General features: G+C 71.7%; 15 protein-coding genes and 1 pseudogene. 3 read left to right on the forward strand and 13 right to left on the reverse strand.

Annotation, left to right across the window (positions count from 1 at the left end):
* The 6 genes and pseudogenes from BZY54_RS52240 to BZY54_RS14915 form a co-directional block, all read right to left on the reverse strand.
* A pseudogene (locus BZY54_RS52240) lies at positions 1–638 on the reverse strand (nicotinate-nucleotide--dimethylbenzimidazole phosphoribosyltransferase); the annotation flags it as partial.
* A gap of 394 nt (positions 639–1,032) precedes the next feature.
* On the reverse strand, positions 1,033–2,250 hold the full coding sequence (cbiE, locus tag BZY54_RS14895) for a precorrin-6y C5,15-methyltransferase (decarboxylating) subunit CbiE (protein ID WP_086725666.1): 1,218 nt from the start codon (positions 2,248–2,250) through the stop codon (positions 1,033–1,035).
* Between the two features lie 151 nt (positions 2,251–2,401).
* Entirely contained in the window at positions 2,402–3,040 is a 639-nt protein-coding gene (locus BZY54_RS14900; protein WP_086725667.1) for a GNAT family N-acetyltransferase, read from the reverse strand.
* A 147-nt stretch (positions 3,041–3,187) separates the two neighbouring features.
* Positions 3,188–4,024: a MetQ/NlpA family ABC transporter substrate-binding protein gene (locus BZY54_RS14905; protein ID WP_086725668.1), complete on the reverse strand. Its 837-nt coding sequence runs from the start codon at positions 4,022–4,024 to the stop codon at positions 3,188–3,190.
* 116 nt (positions 4,025–4,140) lie between these two features.
* A complete protein-coding gene (locus BZY54_RS14910) occupies positions 4,141–4,878 on the reverse strand; it encodes a methionine ABC transporter permease (RefSeq protein WP_086725669.1) in 738 nt (245 codons plus the stop codon).
* Positions 4,875–5,918: a methionine ABC transporter ATP-binding protein gene (locus BZY54_RS14915; RefSeq protein ID WP_167413995.1), complete on the reverse strand. Its 1,044-nt coding sequence runs from the start codon at positions 5,916–5,918 to the stop codon at positions 4,875–4,877. Before BZY54_RS14915 ends, BZY54_RS14910 begins: the two co-directional genes overlap by 4 nt.
* A gap of 657 nt (positions 5,919–6,575) precedes the next feature.
* On the opposite strand from BZY54_RS14915, the gene BZY54_RS14920 reads away from it, so the two are divergent.
* Together BZY54_RS14920 and BZY54_RS14925 are read left to right on the forward strand one after the other, a co-directional pair.
* The gene (locus tag BZY54_RS14920; RefSeq protein ID WP_086725671.1) at positions 6,576–6,935 is read left to right on the forward strand and encodes a hypothetical protein; all 360 of its coding nucleotides are present in this window, start codon (positions 6,576–6,578) and stop codon (positions 6,933–6,935) included.
* A gap of 1 nt (position 6,936) precedes the next feature.
* Positions 6,937–7,353 (forward strand): hypothetical protein, encoded by a 417-nt coding sequence (locus BZY54_RS14925; protein WP_086725672.1) that lies wholly within the window; start codon positions 6,937–6,939, stop codon positions 7,351–7,353.
* Here the strand turns inward: BZY54_RS14925 and BZY54_RS14930 are convergent.
* The 3 genes from BZY54_RS14930 to BZY54_RS14940 all read right to left on the reverse strand — a co-directional run bounded on the left by BZY54_RS14930 (position 7,343) and on the right by BZY54_RS14940 (position 9,685).
* Positions 7,343–7,840 carry a GNAT family N-acetyltransferase gene (locus tag BZY54_RS14930; RefSeq protein WP_086725673.1) on the reverse strand — a complete coding sequence of 166 codons (498 nt, stop codon included), beginning with the start codon at positions 7,838–7,840 and terminating at the stop codon, positions 7,343–7,345. The genes BZY54_RS14925 and BZY54_RS14930 overlap by 11 nt on opposite strands.
* A gap of 45 nt (positions 7,841–7,885) precedes the next feature.
* Positions 7,886–8,392, reverse strand: coding sequence for an RNA polymerase sigma factor (locus tag BZY54_RS14935; RefSeq protein ID WP_086725674.1), 507 nt, complete (start codon positions 8,390–8,392; stop codon positions 7,886–7,888).
* Between the two features lie 75 nt (positions 8,393–8,467).
* Complete coding sequence (locus BZY54_RS14940; protein WP_086725675.1) at positions 8,468–9,685, reverse strand: glycerophosphodiester phosphodiesterase; 1,218 nt, start codon at positions 9,683–9,685, stop codon at positions 8,468–8,470.
* A gap of 364 nt (positions 9,686–10,049) precedes the next feature.
* Here BZY54_RS14940 and BZY54_RS14945 point away from each other — a divergent pair, with 364 nt between their 5' ends.
* The gene (locus BZY54_RS14945) at positions 10,050–10,721 is read left to right on the forward strand and encodes a lysophospholipid acyltransferase family protein (protein WP_086725676.1); all 672 of its coding nucleotides are present in this window, start codon (positions 10,050–10,052) and stop codon (positions 10,719–10,721) included.
* A gap of 106 nt (positions 10,722–10,827) precedes the next feature.
* Here BZY54_RS14945 and BZY54_RS14950 read toward each other — a convergent pair whose 3' ends face one another.
* The 4 genes from BZY54_RS14950 to argH all read right to left on the reverse strand — a co-directional run bounded on the left by BZY54_RS14950 (position 10,828) and on the right by argH (position 15,469).
* The gene (locus BZY54_RS14950; RefSeq protein WP_086725677.1) at positions 10,828–12,339 is read right to left on the reverse strand and encodes an MFS transporter; all 1,512 of its coding nucleotides are present in this window, start codon (positions 12,337–12,339) and stop codon (positions 10,828–10,830) included.
* The gene (locus BZY54_RS14955) at positions 12,336–12,902 is read right to left on the reverse strand and encodes a TetR/AcrR family transcriptional regulator (protein WP_167413996.1); all 567 of its coding nucleotides are present in this window, start codon (positions 12,900–12,902) and stop codon (positions 12,336–12,338) included. The genes BZY54_RS14950 and BZY54_RS14955 overlap by 4 nt, the downstream gene beginning before the upstream one ends.
* Before the next feature lie 93 nt (positions 12,903–12,995).
* On the reverse strand, positions 12,996–13,967 hold the full coding sequence (locus BZY54_RS14960; protein ID WP_086725679.1) for an aldo/keto reductase: 972 nt from the start codon (positions 13,965–13,967) through the stop codon (positions 12,996–12,998).
* Positions 13,968–14,041: 74 nt separating this feature from the next.
* Entirely contained in the window at positions 14,042–15,469 is a 1,428-nt protein-coding gene (gene argH, locus BZY54_RS14965) for an argininosuccinate lyase (protein ID WP_086725680.1), read from the reverse strand.
* Positions 15,470–15,510: the final 41 nt, after the last annotated feature.

Raw genomic sequence — 15,510 nt, forward strand, 5'->3', positions numbered from 1 at the left:
GCGAGCCGGGCCACGGCGGCCTGGGCCGCACCGACCGGCTCACCACTTGCGGGAACAACCGTTTCCTCAGCCGTCACCTGCGCGCCCACCGGAAGCACCGCAGGGGCGGGCGCGGCCTGCGCCGTCTGCGCGGTCCAGGGAGCCGCGCCCTGCGGGACCGACTCCGGTGACTGCTGGACGTCGAGATACTCGGGCCCGATGGTGGGCGGACCGGGCTGCCGGACCGGGGCGCCCGCGGGGCCGCGATCGGCGAGGGAGCGCACCGGGCTCGCGGAGACGTCGGGGATCGGCGGACCGAGGTGCAGCGGCCGCCGCGGGGGCGTCACCGCGGCGGGCATGACGGGCGGCGTGGCCGTGGGGTCGGGGTGCAGGACGCCGCCGAGGTCGACGGAGCCGCTGTCCCGGCCGGACCTCTCGTGCGGGCCCGGCTCGTGGATGGCCTCGACGACCGGCTCCGGGGCGGGCGGGGGGACTTCGTTGCCCCACGCGCCCTGGGAGCCCGGCAGCAGCAGGTCTTCGTCCTCGGCGGGAGACTCGGAGAGGTAGGTGTACGCGCCGTGCGCGGGGACGCCCGGCTGCTCCACCATGCCTGCGCTCTCCGGCAGCCCCTCGCCCGGGACTTGGCCGGTGTCGGTCATGCGTACCCCTCGCCCATCGGTTAGTGCTTCTACGACCAGCTCACCGGGAACGGCGCACCGACCGCCCCCCAGTGAAGAACGAGCGTCCCTGCCCAGCGGCACGAACGACCCGCCCGTAAAAGGCGACAAAGCCATTGAGTGGCATTGTCGCGGTCGTTCGGCCGCGGCGACAGCGTGATCCGCCACGGTCCGCTGTGGACTGCGCCACGTTGCGCGTTTCCTGGTTCTGCCGTACCACACCCACCACAAAACGGGCGGGCTTTCCGGACATTGACGAACGAAGCTCCGGGCCACCCAGTGCGGTACAACGATCGGCCAGCCTACCCCGCGCGGTACGACAACCCGATCACGGGGCGCGGTCCGGCAGGCCGGCCCGTCGCCCGGCCGCCGCCCCTCAACGGGGCGCTTCGCGCCGCGGCAACTCCCCGCTGAGCAGGAACGCAACGCTCCGTTCCGTCTCCGTCCAGGCGCGGGTGTCGAGTTGGACGGACTGCAGCAGGGCGCACTCGACCTGGTAGCCGTGCTCGGTGAGGTCACGGCCGACGAGTTCGGCGGCGTCGCGGTTCGAGGCGTACGTGACGATGCGCTGCGGGCGCCGGTCGGCGACCGCGGAGACCACCGCGGGCCCCCCACCGCCGACACGGACGACGTCCGGTTCGGGCAGGTTCTCCAGGATGTGCGGCGCGGTGCCGTGCACCACTTGGAGCTGGACGCCGAAGCGGCGTGCGGCGGCCTCGGTGCGGGCGCAGGCCTCCAGGTCGCGGTCGACGGCGATGACGGCGGCGCCGCCGCGGGCGGCCTCGGTGGCGAAGGCCCCGCTGCCGCAGCCGATGTCCCAGACGAGGTCGCCGACGCGCGGTCCCAGACGGGCGAGTTGGGCGGCCCTCAGCAGATCCGTTTCTCCTTCGCCGAGCCGGCCGTCGTAGGACGCGGCGGGCTGGGTCCAGCCGCGGGGTCCCACGGCCGGGTCGCGGCCGGCGATCCACCCGCTGCCCTCTCCGGCCCCGGCCCGGCCGCCGATGACGATGACGACGTTCGGGTCGCGCCAGGTGTGGTCGGCGGCCTTGTCGGAGGTGACGACGGTGACCTGTTCGCGATCGGTGCCGAGTTCCTCGCAGATGACGAAGGTGCGGTGAACACCGTCGAGCAGCAGGCCCAGTTCCGCCGGTCCGGCACCGGGCGCGGTCAGTACGGCAACCTTGGTGTGGGCTCGGCATACATTCACCGCGCGTCGCAGGGTGCGCTTGTGTGCGACGACCACCTGCGCGTCGTCCCAGGGCATGCCCGCGCGCGCGAAGGCGGCGGCCACGGAGGAGACGGCGGGGACGACCTCGACCTCCAGGCCGAACTCCGGTGCGCGCAAGGTGCGCACCACCCCGAAGAAGGCCGGGTCGCCGTCGGCGAGCACCACGGCGGTGCCCCGGTGGGCTGCGATGCGGCGGGCGGCGAGGGCGACACTGCCGAGGCGGATGCGTTCGGCTGTGGGAGGGACCTCGGGCAGCGCCAGGTGGTGGGCCGCGCCCGCCACCAGGGTGGCGGCGCCGAGAGCGCCGCGCGCCGCCTCGGTCAGTGGCGAACCGTCCCAGCCGATCACCGTGACCCGGTCGGCCATCGTCGTCAGTCTCCTGGGGGTCTTCTCAGGGTGTTGTGTGCGCAGGTCGTCAGGGAGCGGCCCGCAAGGCGGCCCCGTGAGAGTACCCCGGTTCGGCCGTGCGCCGGAGCGCGGGGCGGGGCGCGTCGCTGCGGTGCCCGCCGGAATGCGGTCAGTTCCAGTCGGCGAACGACGTGAATCCGTCGGTGTCGGCCAGGTGCTCGCCCACGCCCTCCAGGTCCTCGGGCAGCAGGCTCCAGACGATGAGGTCGGTGCGTACGTCGGTCCACTCGCCGTTCCCGTCCCTGGTACGGGCCATCCACGCGCCGCGCAGCACTCCCTCGCTGATGCAGCCGATCTTCTGGGCGACCTGCTGGGAGGCGGTGTTGTCGGCGGCGGTGCGCAGTTCCAGGCGCTCGAACCCGCGGTCCTGGAAGACCCACTGGGCGGTGGCCAGCGCGGCCTCGGAGGCGTAGCCCTCGCCGCGGGCCCAGGGGGCGACGACGTAGGCGATCTCGCTGGAGCGCACGCGCCAGTCGGTGTTGCGCAGGTGGACCGTGCCGACCAGACGCTGGGTGAGGAACTCGTCGACGGCGAAGACTATGCCGCGGCCCTCCGCGCGTTCGGCGGGGGCGAGCTCGGTGATCCAGGCACGGGCGTCGGCCTCGGTGTAGGGGTGGGGTACGGAGGTCCAGGCGGTGACCAGCTCGTCGTTCATCATCTCGGCGAAGGCCTCGATGTCCGACTCCTCGAAGGGGCGCAGTACCAACCGCTCCGTGCTGATGGAGACGTTGGGGAAGGTGCTCGTCATGCGCCGCTCCGTAACCTTCGGTGTACCTTCAGGGCCTGCTGAACTGCCCAGCATGCAGCATGGAAGCACTGAACCGCACCACTGGGGGTCCACCCCCGGTGAGGGAGTGGACCCCGTGCCGGGCGCCGGGCGGTGGCGGTGTGCCGGTCAGAACGCCGGGACGACCGCGCCGTCGTACTTGTCCTCGATGAACTTCTTCACCTCGGGCGAGGTGAGCAGCTTGGCGAGCTTCTTCACGCGCGGGTCGTTCTCGTTGCCCTTCTTCACGGCGAGGAAGTTGGCGTACGGGTTGTTCTTGGCCGACTCGGCGGCGAGCGCGTCCTTGGCCGGGCTGAGCTTGGCCTCCAGGGCGTAGTTGCCGTTGATCACCGCGGCGTCGACGTCACCGAGGGAGCGCGGCAGCTGGGCCGCCTCCAGCTCCTTGAACTTGAGACCCTTGGGGTTGTCGGTGACGTCCTTGGGGGTCGCGTCGTATCCGGCGCCCGCCTTCAGCTTGATGACGCCGTTGGCCTCCAGCAGCTTCAGGGCGCGGGCCTCGTTGGTGGTGTCGTTGGGGAGGGCGACGGTGGCGCCCTTCTTGAGGTCCGCGAGCTTCTTGACGCTCTGGGAGTAGACGCCGAGCGGCTCCAGGTGCACGGTGCCGCCGGGGACCGGCACGATGTCGGTGCCGTTCTTCTTGTTGAAGTCGTCCAGGTACGGCTTGTGCTGGAAGTAGTTGGCGTCGACCTGGCCCTGCTGGACGGCCGTGTTCGGGGTCACGTAGTCGGTGAACTCCTTGACCTCCAGCTTGAGGCCGGCCTTCTGCGCCAGGTGGTCCTTCACGTAGGTGAGGATCTCGCCCTGCGGGGTGGGGGTGGCGGCGACCGTCAGCGCGGCGTTCGGGTCGGCCTTGCCGGAGTCCGAGCCGGAGCCGCAGGCGGAGAGCCCGAAGGTGAGGGCTCCGGCGGCCAGGACGGCGGTGGTGATCTTGGCGGTGTTACGCACGAAAAGTGCCTTTCCTAGGGTGGTGCGACCCCGTCTTGGGTGAACGGGGAGTCTCGAAGGGGGGCCTCGGACGCGTCACAAGCGGCGTCGGACGCGCATCGGAGGGCAGCGGGGTCTCAGGCGACCTTGCCGACTTCGGCCGCCGCGGGCTCCTTGCTCTTCAGCAGTCGCAGCCTGGGCGCCGGGCCGGAGCGGCCGCCGCGCCGGTGCAGGGAGCGGGCGGCCAGGTCGCCGGCGAACTGGATGAGGGAGATGACCACGGCGAGGATCGCCACGGTGATCCACATCAGCTGGGTCTCGAAGCGCTGGTAGCCGTAGCGGATGGCGATGTCGCCGAGTCCGCCCGCGCCGACCGTGCCGGCCATCGCGGAGTAGCCGATGAGGGCGACGACCGTGGTCGTGGTGGAGGAGATCAGCGAGGGCAGGGACTCCGGGACGAGGACCTTGCGCACGACCGTCCAGGTGTTGCCGCCCATCGCCTGGACGGCCTCGACGAGCCCACCGTCCACTTCGCGGACGGCCGTCTCGACCAGGCGCGCGAAGAACGGGATGGCGCCGACGGCCAGCGGCACGATGGCGGCCTCGCGGCCGATGGTGGTGCCCGTGACCCAGCGGGTGAAGCTCATCAGGGCGACCATGAGGATGATGAACGGCATCGAGCGGGCGATGTTCACCACCTGCCCGAGCACCTTGTTGGCGACGACGTTCTGCAGCAGGCCGCCCCGGTCGGTGAGGACCAGCAGGACGCCGAGCGGGAGGCCGCCGACGACGGCGATGAGCGTGGACCAGCCGACCATGTAGAGGGTGTCCCAACACGCCTGGGACAGCAGGGGCTGCATCTCGGACCAGGTCACTGGGCACCTTCCTTCACCAGCAGGGTCTCCGGCGCCGTGTGGTCCACGACGTCGATCTGAAGGCCCTGCTCGCGCAGGAAGCCGATCGGCACGACGTTGTCCTCGTAGCGGCCGGGCAGTTCGATGCGCATCCGGCCGACCTGGAGGCCGCCGACGGTGTCGATGGCGGCGCCGAGGATCGATATGTCGATGTTGTAGGTACGGGCCAGCTGCGAGATGACGGGCTGCGTGGCGGCCTCGCCGTGGAAGGTGACGTCCACGACCGTCCGGTCCTCGCCGGAGGCGGCGCCGTCGACCGGGAAGAGCGCGGCGGCCAGCTGGGAGCCGGGGGTCGCGAGCAGCTCGCTCACCGTGCCGGACTCCACGACGCGGCCCTGCTCCATGAGTGCCGCCGAGTCGCAGATCGACTTCACGACGTCCATCTCGTGCGTGATGAGCAGGACGGTCAGGCCGAGCTGCCGGTTGAGGTCGCGCAGCAGCTGGAGGATGGAGCGGGTGGTCTCCGGGTCGAGGGCGCTGGTGGCCTCGTCGGAGAGCAGCACCTTGGGGTCGCCGGCCAGGGCGCGGGCGATGCCGACACGCTGCTTCTGGCCGCCGGAGAGCTGGGCGGGGTAGGCGCCCGCCTTGTCGGCGAGGCCGACGAGGTCGAGCAGTTCGAGCGCCCTGCGGGAACGTTCCTTCCCCGACTTGCCGAGGATCTCCAGGGGCAGCTCGACGTTGTCCCGCACGGTGCGCGAGGACAGCAGGTTGAAGTGCTGGAAGACCATGCCGATCCGGCTGCGCGCCTGGCGCAGCTCCCGGCCGGCGCGCGGCCCGCGGCCGGCGAGGGCGGTGAGGTCCTGTCCGGCGACGGTGACCGTGCCGGAGGTGGGGCGCTCCAGCAGGTTGATGCAGCGGATGAGCGAGGACTTGCCGGCGCCGGACTGGCCGATGACGCCGTACACCTCGCCTTCGCGGACGTGCAGGTCGACGCCGTCGAGGGCGGTGACCTCGCGGCCGCGCGAGCGGTAGACCTTGGTGAGGCCCGATGTGGTGATCACGTGGGTTTCCGTCACTGTCGAGTGCGCGGGCGTGGGTGTGCCCGGACACGGGTGCATGCGGTCGGGAACGCGGCAGCGTTCTCGCGGTCGCGAGGGAACCGGGGAGAACATGTGCGCGGGGCGGTGCTCAGCCGCGTGCGCCGGGCACGCCGGACGTACGGGCGGACATGAGCGGGCACTCGCTTCGGGGCGCGAGGCTCAGATGGTGCGGGGGCCCTCTAGAAGGCGCACATTCGACGCTCGGGACACATACAACGAGCACCGGGCGTCATGGTCGCTCCGGTCGCAGGGATGCGGTCGCTCGTCGTGGTCATGCGGCCAGTAAACCAGACCGACGGTGCTGACACGGCATCGCTGTCCGCATGCTGGACGCTCGTGGACGGCCCTCCCGTCGCGCTCGGCGGCCCCGTCGCACCGGTCGGCGGCCTCGCCGTCCCCGGCTGCGGCCTCGTCCACGCTGTCGGCGATCGGTACGGCCGGGCCCCGGCGGGCCGTTCGCCGCCGGGGAGCCGGGGAGGTCATGGGCCCGCCCAGTTGTGGCCGATGCCACGGCGCCGGGCCGCTCTCGGGACAGGCGGGCCGCTGCGCCCGGGCCGGGCAGGAGGCTGCCGCCGGGGCGGGCGCGGAGGGGTGTTTGCTCCGTAATAAGGTCACTGCATGCTTGATGCCCTGACGCTGGTGACCGGCGTCGCCGCGTTGCTGCTCGCCGCCTGGTGCGGCTGGGCGGCCCATCGTGACCAGCCGACGAAGGACTGGCACTTCATCGGGATGGCCGTGGTCTCGCTGCTGGCCCTGATCCAGCTGGTGATCGGGATCGTGGCACTGGCGCGGGGCGAGAAGCCGGACCAGGGGACGACGATCTTCGTGGCGTATCTGCTGGGCGCCTTCGCCTGCGTCCCCGCGGCGGGGGTCATGTCGCTGGCCGAGCGCACGCGCTGGGGCTCGGTGACGGTCGCGGCCGGCGGTGTCGTGCTCGCCGTCCTCGAAGTGCGGCTCTACGACATCTGGGGAGGGTGAGATGGCCACCGCGGAACAGAAGCCCGAGCGGCTCATCAGCGGGCCGGGCATGCTGCTCGTCTGGTTCTACGGCGTGATGGTCGTCGGCGCGGTGTCCCGCTCCGTCTACCAGATCGCGACCGACTTCGACCGGGCGCCGCTCGCCTACTCGCTGTCCGCCGCGGCGGGCGTCGTCTACGGCTTCATCACGTACTCGCTGGTGCGCGGCGGGGAGACGGCCCGCAGGGCGGCGCTGGTGTGCTGCGCCGCCGAGCTCGTGGGTGTGCTGACGGTCGGCACCTGGACGCTCGTCGAGCCGTCCGCGTTCCCCGACGCGACCGTCTGGTCCGACTACGGCATGGGCTACGTCTTCATTCCGGTGCTGCTGCCGCTGTCCGCCATGTACTGGCTGCGCAGGTCCCGCGCCGTCACGCGGTAGCGGCGTACGTCCCGGCCGGCTTCTCCAGGACGATCATCGGTACGCCGTCGGCACCCTCGGAGGTGCCCACCGGCTGGTAGCCCACGCGCCGGTACAGGCGCAGGTTGCCCTCGCTGCGGTGGCCGGTGTGCAGGCGGAACCTGGTGGCGCCGCGCTCCTCGGCCAGCGCCGCCTCGGCCGCGCGCAGCAGCCGGGCGCCGATGCCGTGGCCCTGCAGCCGGGGATGGACGCACAGCCTGGCGATCGAGGCGGCACCGTCCTCGGTGATGTGGCCGCGCACCGAGCCGACCACCTCGTCACCGAGCCGGGCCACGAAGACACAGTCCCCGGCGACTTCACTGCGGACCGAGTCCAGGCTCTGGACCAGCGGGTCGATGCGGTAGTTGCCGTACAGCGCCGCCTCGCTCTGGAAGCACAGGTACTGCAGCTTGAAGATCTGCTCCGCGTCCTGCTCGGTCGCCGCAGAGATGGTCACGCTCATGCCCATGTGCGCACGCCTCCCGCTCACCTGATCACCGGTCGTCCCCCACTCCTATCCCCGCGGTTCGCGGGCCGCAACCTCCGGAGACAGCAAACGACGAAGACATCCCAGGCATCTGGAACGTTCCGGGCCGAGACTGCCCTGTGAGATACCCAACTCCCCCGCGATCTCCCGGTAGGTGAGGTCCCTCGGCGACAGCAGCGCCTCCAGCAGCCGGGGGCAGCGGCCGGGCAGCCGGCGCACCGCGTCGCGCAGGGCGCGCCGGCGGGCGGCGGCCAGGGCGAGGTGTTCGGGACCGCGCTCACTGTCGTCGGCGGGCTCCAGGCCGTACGGCCGCTCGATGCTGATCGTGCGTCGGGTCCGGCGCGCCTCGGAGCGCACCGCCCGGCGCAGCCAGCCCTGCGGATCGTGCGGCGGTCCGTCCACCTCCAGGCGCTCCAGCAGCCGCAGCCAGACCGCCTGCTCCAGGTCGCCCGGCTCGGTTCCGGCGGCATGTGCCTCGGCGGATGCCTCGGCGACGAGCAGGGGGCGCAGGGCGGTGAGCATGTCGTGCGTCATATGCGGCACGACGAGACCGCCCCGGCACGGGTTGCCCGGGCGGCCGTCGAATCACCCCGACGAGGGCGAGGCGGCTCAGCCGTTGACGGTCCGACGGGCGAGGAAGTCCTCGCGGGCGAGCAGGCCCATGTCGGCGTTGTCGGTGAAGAGGCCGTCGATGCCGGTCGCGAAGTACGCCTGGAACACGCCGAAGACGTCGCCGTAAGCGTCCGCGGCGCTGCCCTTGCGGAACTTCGGCGGCAGGAACGGGTTCTCGGGGCGGACGGTGTAGGGGTGCAGGATCAGGCCGACGGCGTGCGCGTCGCGCACCAGGCTGCTCGGCGTGGTGAAGTCGCCGTTCGCGTCCTTGGGGATGACCAGGTCGAAGGTCGGGCCGATGCCCTGGGCGTAGGAGGCGATCTCCCGCAGGCCCTTCCTGGTGATGAGGTCGGCGACCGTGCGCGGGTCGCCCGCCTCGACGAAGTCCCAGGGCCGGGTGTTCGCATTGGACAGCAGCACGACGAGCGGGTTGTCCACCAGCTTGTTCAGCCGCTGGATGCTGCTCGGCTCGAAGGACTGGAGGATGACCGGCGAGTCCCGCTTGTCCTTGCCGTACTTGCGCAGCAGCTTGGCGACCCGCTCCTCCAGGCCGAGACCGAGCCCCCGGAAGTACGTCGGGTGCTTGGTCTCGGGGTAGATCCAGACCTGCCGGCCGCGCTTGCGGGTCTGCTCGTCCTGCCACTTCAGGACCTCTTCGAAGGTGGGGATCTCCCAGCGGCCGTTGAAGAGGGTGTTGTGCGGGCGGTTGGCCGGGATGCGCTCGATCGCGCGCAGCGTCTTCAGCTCGGAGAGGGTGAAGTCCTCGGTGAACCAGCCGGTGGTGGGCACGCCGTCGAGGGTCTTGGTGGTCTTGCGGTCGGCGAACTCGGGGTGGTCGGCGACGTCCGTGGTGCCGCCTATCTCCGGCTCGTGCCGGCAGACGAGGTGACCGTCCTTGGTGGGCACCAGGTCACCGGCCTCGACGACGTGGGCGCCGAGGTCGAGGGCCAGGTCGTAGGAGCCGAAGGTGTGCTCGGGCCGGTAGCCGCTGGCGCCCCGGTGGCCGATGACCGTGGGCACGGGCAGGCTCCCGAGCCCACCGCCCGTTCGGGCCCCGGCTCCGCCCTCGGCGGCTCCGGCCGCGCCGGGCAGACCGAAAACCGCTCCCCCGGCGCCGAGCACCGCGGCTCCGAGCAGCGCCCGGCGCCCGGTCCCACCCGCCTGTCGGTCCGACTTCGGCGTCCCCGCCCCCTCGTTCGGCACCTGCGTCCCCATGACCGCCTCCTGCCTGTCGTGTCCTGTGTGCGCGCCGATCGTAGGTTCGGGTGGATGACCCGCGGGAGACCGCGTGCCGAACACCGCGGTGACGCCGGATGTCGTGTGACCACGGAGGGGTGAGGCCCCGTCGGCGGGAACGGGCATGACGGGACGTGAAGGGGGAAGCCGGATTTCGTACGGCGCGCGAACTTGGTCACATCGCCGGCGCCGGTTACCAGGGGGCAACAGATCCCCTCCGCAGGTGAACGTACGTCAACACTACGTAAGACCTGGTGAGCCCGATGTGCAATCGGGACTACGCCGCGAGTATCGTCCTCACCTGCACAGACTCATACAGCTTCCCTTGACACCGGAGGGTCCGTTGTCCCGCTTCGCGCTCATCAAGGCAGTGCTCGGTCCGATCATGCGCCTGATGTTCCGCCCACAGGTGGAAGGCGCGGAGCGCATTCCCGGCGACGGCCCGGTCATCCTGGCCGGGAACCACCTGACGTTCATCGACTCGATGATCCTGCCGCTGGTCTGCGACCGTCAGGTCTTCTTCATCGGCAAGGACGAGTACGTCACCGGCAAGGGCGTCAAGGGCCGGCTGATGGCCTGGTTCTTCACCGGCGTCGGCATGATCCCGGTCGACCGCGACGGCGGCAAGGGCGGTGTCGCGGCGCTGATGACCGGCCGCCGGATCCTGGAAGAGGGCAAGATCTTCGGCATCTACCCCGAGGGCACCCGGTCCCCCGACGGCCGCCTGTACCGAGGGCGCACCGGCATCGCGCGGCTGACGCTGATGACCGGCGCGCCGGTGGTCCCCTTCGCCATGATCGGCACGGACAAGATCCAGCCCGGCGGCTCGGGCATGCCCCGGCCGAGCCGGGTCACCGTCCGCTTCGGCGAGCCCCTGGAGTTCTCCCGGTACGAGGGCATGGACCGCGACCGCTACGTGCTGCGGGCTGTGACCGACTCGGTGATGGCCGAGGTCATGCGCCTGTCGGGCCAGGAGTACGTCGACATGTACGCCACCAAGGCGAAGGCGGCGTAGGCCTCCGGCGGTCGGGCGGTTTGTGCGCCGGAGGGGTTCGGCTTCTTCCCCGGGTGCGGGTCCGTTTCGGTTGCTCGCGCAGTTCCCCGAGCCCCTTTCGGGGCGCCTACAGTTTCTGCCCCTTCAGCAGAACCCACGCCGCCACCGCCGTGCCCAGCAGGACCGCCGCGCCCGCGCCCGAGGCCAGGTGCAGGCCGTGGACGAAGGACTCGCGGGCCGCGTCGAGCAGTTCCTGTGCGGTGTGCGCGGGCAGACCCGCCGCCGCCTCCACCGCGCCGCCCAGCGACTCGTGGGCCTGGGGCGGCGTGCCCACCGGGCCCGTGAAGTCCCGGTAGGCGGCGGTCACGATGGACCCGAGCAGGGCGATGCCCAGGGCCGCGCCGAGTTCGTACGCCGTCTCGGAGACCGCCGAGGCGGCGCCCGCCTGTTCCTTGGGCACGCTGGAGAGGATCACGTCGGCGGTGACCGTGAAGGAGAAGCCGGCGCCCACGCCGACCACCAGCAGGGCCGCACCCAGCACCGGGTAGCCGGTCGCACCGCCGAGCGTCGTCAGCGCGGCCAGGGCCAGGCCGACGGCGGCCAGACCGCCGGAGACCACGGCCCGTACCGAGAAGCGCCGGGCGGCACGGCCGGCCACGAGCCCGGCCGCCACCGCGCCCACGGCGGCGGGCAGTTCCGCCAGGCCCGCCTCGAACGGCCGCCTGCCCTGTACCAGTTGCAGGTACTGGGAGAGGAAGAAGATGAGGCCGGACATGCCGAGGACGGTCAGCAGGTCGGCGAGGACCGCGCCGCTGAAGCCGCGGCTGCGAAAGAGCCGGATGTCCAGCAGCGGCGTGGGCAGGGTCAGCTGACGGCGGACGAACCAGTACAGCGCGGCCACGCCCACCAGCCCGGCGCCGAGGACCGTCCGGGTGAACCCGTGCGCGGCGGCCTCCTTCACGGCGTACACGGTGGCGATCATGCCGGCCAGGGACAGCAGGACGCCGACCAGGTCCCAGGGGCCCGGATCGGGGTTGCGGGACTCGGGCAGCAGCCGGATGCCGACGAGGACGAGGACCGCCATCACGGGCAGGTTGATGAGGAAGACCGAGCCCCACCAGAAGTGTTCCAGGAGGAATCCGCCCACGATCGGGCCGACGGCCGTGCCCGCGGAGGCGGTCGCGCCCCAGACGCCCACGGCGAGGCTGCGCTCGCGCGCGTCGTGGAAGAGGTTGCGGATCAGGGCGAGCGTGGCGGGCATCAGCGTGGCGCCCGCGACACCGAGCAGCGCCCGGGCGAGGATCAGCAGCTCGGGTGTGGTCGCGTAGGCGTTGAGCACGGAGACCGCCCCGAACGCCGTGGCGCCGCCGAGCAGGATGCGCTTGCGGCCGATGCGGTCGCCGAGGCTGCCCATGGAGACGAGCAGACCGGCGATGACGAACGAGTAGACGTCGCCTATCCACAGCAGCTGGGTGCCGGAGGGATCGAGGTCCTCGCTGATGTAGGGGGTCGCGAGACCGAGGACGGTCGCGTCGACGGCCACCAGCAGCACGGCCAGGACGAGGACGCAGAGCGCGAGCCAGCGACCGGGCCGCTTCCCCGCCTCCGCCGCGACGGCCGGCTGCAAGGTGCTGGTCATGATTCCTCTCTTCGGGGTGTCCGGGTACGTCGTGCGCCGCCGAGCAGCAGCTCGACGATCATGTAGGTGAAGTCCTTGGCGGCCACCCGCCCCTCCGCGACCGCCCAGGCGCCGGATGTCAGCAGGCCGTACAGCGCCTCGGTGAGCCAGGCCGGGGTGAGGTCGATGCGGAACTCGCCGCTCTCCTGGCCGCGCCGGAACAGGGCGGTGAGGCGTTCGTCGAGGCGGGTCCAGCCCTGGTTCTGCTGCTCGCCCTCGAACAGCTGGTTCTCGCTGTAGAGGAAGGCCAGCAGGGCCGCCGAGGGTTCGATGGCGCGGACCAGGCGGTGGACCGCCTCGGCCGCCGGGCCCTCGTCCGGGCGGGCCGCATCCAGGGCGGCCTCGCACTCGGCGATGCAGAGTGCCTCCAGCGCCCGGACGAGTGCGTCGCGACCCGCGAAGTGGCGGTGCAGCGTGGCCCGGCTGATCCCGGCGGCCCTGGCGACCTCGTCCATGGTCGCGGTGGATCTGCGGGTCAGCAGGGCGGCTGCGCTGCGCAGTACGTGCTCACGATCGACGGCCATGAGACGAGCATAGACCATATGAGACACTGATGTCTCATATGGGCACGTGTGACTCGCGAGTGGCTTACGGCTACCCGCCGCAGAGGTGATCCGTCAGTGCCAGGGAAGCTGTCCGCGGTGTTCCCAGTACGCGCGCGGGTCCTCCACCAGCGTGGCGAGGCGGGTCAGCTGGTCCGCGTCGAGGTCGACGACGGCCGCGTGGAGGTTGGAGGCGAGTTGGGTGACGCTCGCGGCGCCGGAGAGGACGACCCCGGCCCAGGGTTGGCGCAGGACCACCGCGAGGGCCACGGCGTCGCAGCCGAGCCCCGTCTCGGCTGCCACGGCCTTCAGCGCGTCCGGGGCGTGCGGCTCGGCGAGCCTGCCGTTGGCCATGCCCTCCTTGACGATCACCGTCAGCCCGGCGTCGTGCGCCTCGGCGAGGGCGGGCGCCGCCGAGGTCTCCAGGGCGTTGTACGTCGACTGGACGGTGCGGAAGAGGGGCTCGCCGTCGACCGTCACCTCGAGCGCGGCACGGATCGCGTCGGCCTGGGCGGGGCCGCTGGTGGAGAAGCCGACGGTCAGACCGGAGGCGGCGGCCTCGGCGAGCCGGGCGTGGAGTTCCTTGTCGGTGAGGGCCGGGCTGTCGGGGGTCAGCGAGTGGATCTGGTAGAGGTCGAGCCGGTCGCCGATCAGCTGCGCGGTCTCGGCGCGCTGCCGCTCGTAGGCGGCCAGGCTGTGGTCCTTGACCTCGTGCCGTTCGGCGTCGGTGGTCCAGTCGGCGGTGTAGGTGTAGCCCCACTTGCTGCCGATCACGACGTCGCCGATCTCGGGGCGGGCCCGCAGCCAGTCGGCGAGGAACTCCTCGGAGCGCCCGTAGGAGCGGGCGGCGTCGAAGTAGCGGACGCCCTGCGCGTAGGCCGCCTCCAGCAGTTCGTGGGTGCGGGTGCGCAGGGCGTCGACGGTGCGGTCGGCCGGAAGGTCCCGCTCGCGGCCGAGGTTGATGTATCCGGGGCGCCCGACGGCGGCGAGGCCCAGGCCGAAGTGGCAGGTGGGAGTCGTGGCTGCGGCCAGTCGGGCGAAGGGCATCGCGGGCTCCGTTCGGTCGGCTCCTGACGGCTCAGGACCAACGTACCCGCGATGCCCCGGCGGCACCCGAGGCGCTACTTCCCGGCGTTCGCCCACTCGTGCTGCGCGGCGACGTCCGCCTTCACCTCGGCGAGCTGGACGGCGACCGCGCTCGGGGCGGTGCCGCCGCGCCCGCTGCGGGAGGCGAGGGCGCCGGGGACGTCGAGGACGGTGCGCACCTCGGGGGTCAGGTGGGCGGAGATCTTCGCGAACTGCTCGTCGGTCAGCTCGTCCAGCTCCTTGCCCTCGGCCTCGGCGACCTTCACGCACTCGCCGGCGACCTCGTGCGCCACCCGGAACGGCACTCCCTGGCGGACCAGCCACTCGGCGATGTCGGTGGCAAGCGAGAAACCGGCCGGGGCCAGTTCCTCCATGCGCTCGCGGTGCACGGTGAGGGTGGCCATCATGCCGGTGAAGGCGGGCAGCAGGACCTCGAGCTGGTCGCAGGAGTCGAAGACCGGCTCCTTGTCCTCCTGCAGGTCGCGGTTGTAGGCCAGGGGCAGTGCCTTCAGGGTCGCCATGAGGCCGGTGAGGTTGCCGATCAGACGGCCCGACTTGCCGCGCGCCAGCTCGGCGATGTCCGGGTTCTTCTTCTGCGGCATGATCGACGAGCCGGTGGAGAACGCGTCGTGCAGGGTCACGAAGGAGAACTCCTTCGTGTTCCAGATGATGACCTCCTCGGCGATCCGGGAGAGGTTCACGCCGATCATCGCGGTGACGAAGGCGAACTCGGCGACGAAGTCGCGCGAGGCCGTGCCGTCGATGGAGTTGCCGACGCTGCCCCGCTCGAAACCGAGGTCCCGCGCCACCGCCTCCGGGTCCAGGCCCAGGGAGGAGCCCGCCAGGGCGCCCGAGCCGTACGGCGACACGGCCGTGCGCTCGTCCCACTGGCGCAGCCGCTCGGCGTCCCGGGACAGCGACTGCACGTGTGCGAGGACGTGGTGCGCGAAGAGCACCGGCTGGGCGTGCTGGAGGTGGGTGCGGCCGGGCATCGCCACGTCGGGATGGGCCTCGGCCAGGCCGATCAGCGCGTCCTGGAGGTCGGCGATCAGGCCGCCGATGATCCGGGCGTGGTCGCGCAGGTACATGCGGAAGAGGGTCGCGACCTGGTCGTTGCGCGAGCGGCCGGCCCGCAGCTTGCCGCCCAGGTCGGGGCCCAGGCGCTCCAGCAGGCCGCGTTCGAGCGCGGTGTGGACGTCCTCGTCGGCGATGGTGCCGACGAAGGAGCCGTCCGCCACGTCCGCTTCCAGCTGGTCGAGCCCGGCGATCATCCGGGTCAGCTCGTCCTGCGTGAGCAGGCCGGCCCCGTGCAGCACGCGCGCGTGGGCACGGGAGCCGGCGATGTCGTAGGGCGCGAGTCGCCAGTCGAAGTGGACGGATGCGGACAGCTTCGCCAGGGCCTCGGCGGGACCGTCGGCGAAACGGCCGCCCCAGAGCCGTACGTCACCGCTGTTGCTGCTCACTTGCGTTGCTCCTCAGTGTGGCGATGTGCAACCGCCTCCCC

Origin of the sequence: Streptomyces carpinensis (genome assembly GCF_002154505.1) — a bacterium.
Taxonomy (GTDB): domain Bacteria; phylum Actinomycetota; class Actinomycetes; order Streptomycetales; family Streptomycetaceae; genus Streptomyces; species Streptomyces carpinensis.

Bases quoted from the DNA above. Each gene is read 5' to 3' on its own strand.
- BZY54_RS14930 (WP_086725673.1), bottom strand. From the start codon at position 7,840: ATGGGCATGAGCGTGACCATCTCTGCGGCGACCGAGCAGGACGCGGAG.
- cbiE (WP_086725666.1), bottom strand. From the start codon at position 2,250: ATGGCCGACCGGGTCACGGTGATCGGCTGGGACGGTTCGCCACTGACC.
- BZY54_RS14900 (WP_086725667.1), bottom strand. From the start codon at position 3,040: ATGACGAGCACCTTCCCCAACGTCTCCATCAGCACGGAGCGGTTGGTA.
- BZY54_RS14935 (WP_086725674.1), bottom strand. From the start codon at position 8,392: ATGACGCACGACATGCTCACCGCCCTGCGCCCCCTGCTCGTCGCCGAG.
- BZY54_RS14960 (WP_086725679.1), bottom strand. From the start codon at position 13,967: ATGCCCTTCGCCCGACTGGCCGCAGCCACGACTCCCACCTGCCACTTC.
- BZY54_RS14955 (WP_167413996.1), bottom strand. From the start codon at position 12,902: ATGGCCGTCGATCGTGAGCACGTACTGCGCAGCGCAGCCGCCCTGCTG.
- BZY54_RS14920 (WP_086725671.1), top strand. From the start codon at position 6,576: ATGCTTGATGCCCTGACGCTGGTGACCGGCGTCGCCGCGTTGCTGCTC.
- BZY54_RS14925 (WP_086725672.1), top strand. From the start codon at position 6,937: ATGGCCACCGCGGAACAGAAGCCCGAGCGGCTCATCAGCGGGCCGGGC.
- BZY54_RS14940 (WP_086725675.1), bottom strand. From the start codon at position 9,685: ATGGGGACGCAGGTGCCGAACGAGGGGGCGGGGACGCCGAAGTCGGAC.
- BZY54_RS14950 (WP_086725677.1), bottom strand. From the start codon at position 12,339: ATGACCAGCACCTTGCAGCCGGCCGTCGCGGCGGAGGCGGGGAAGCGG.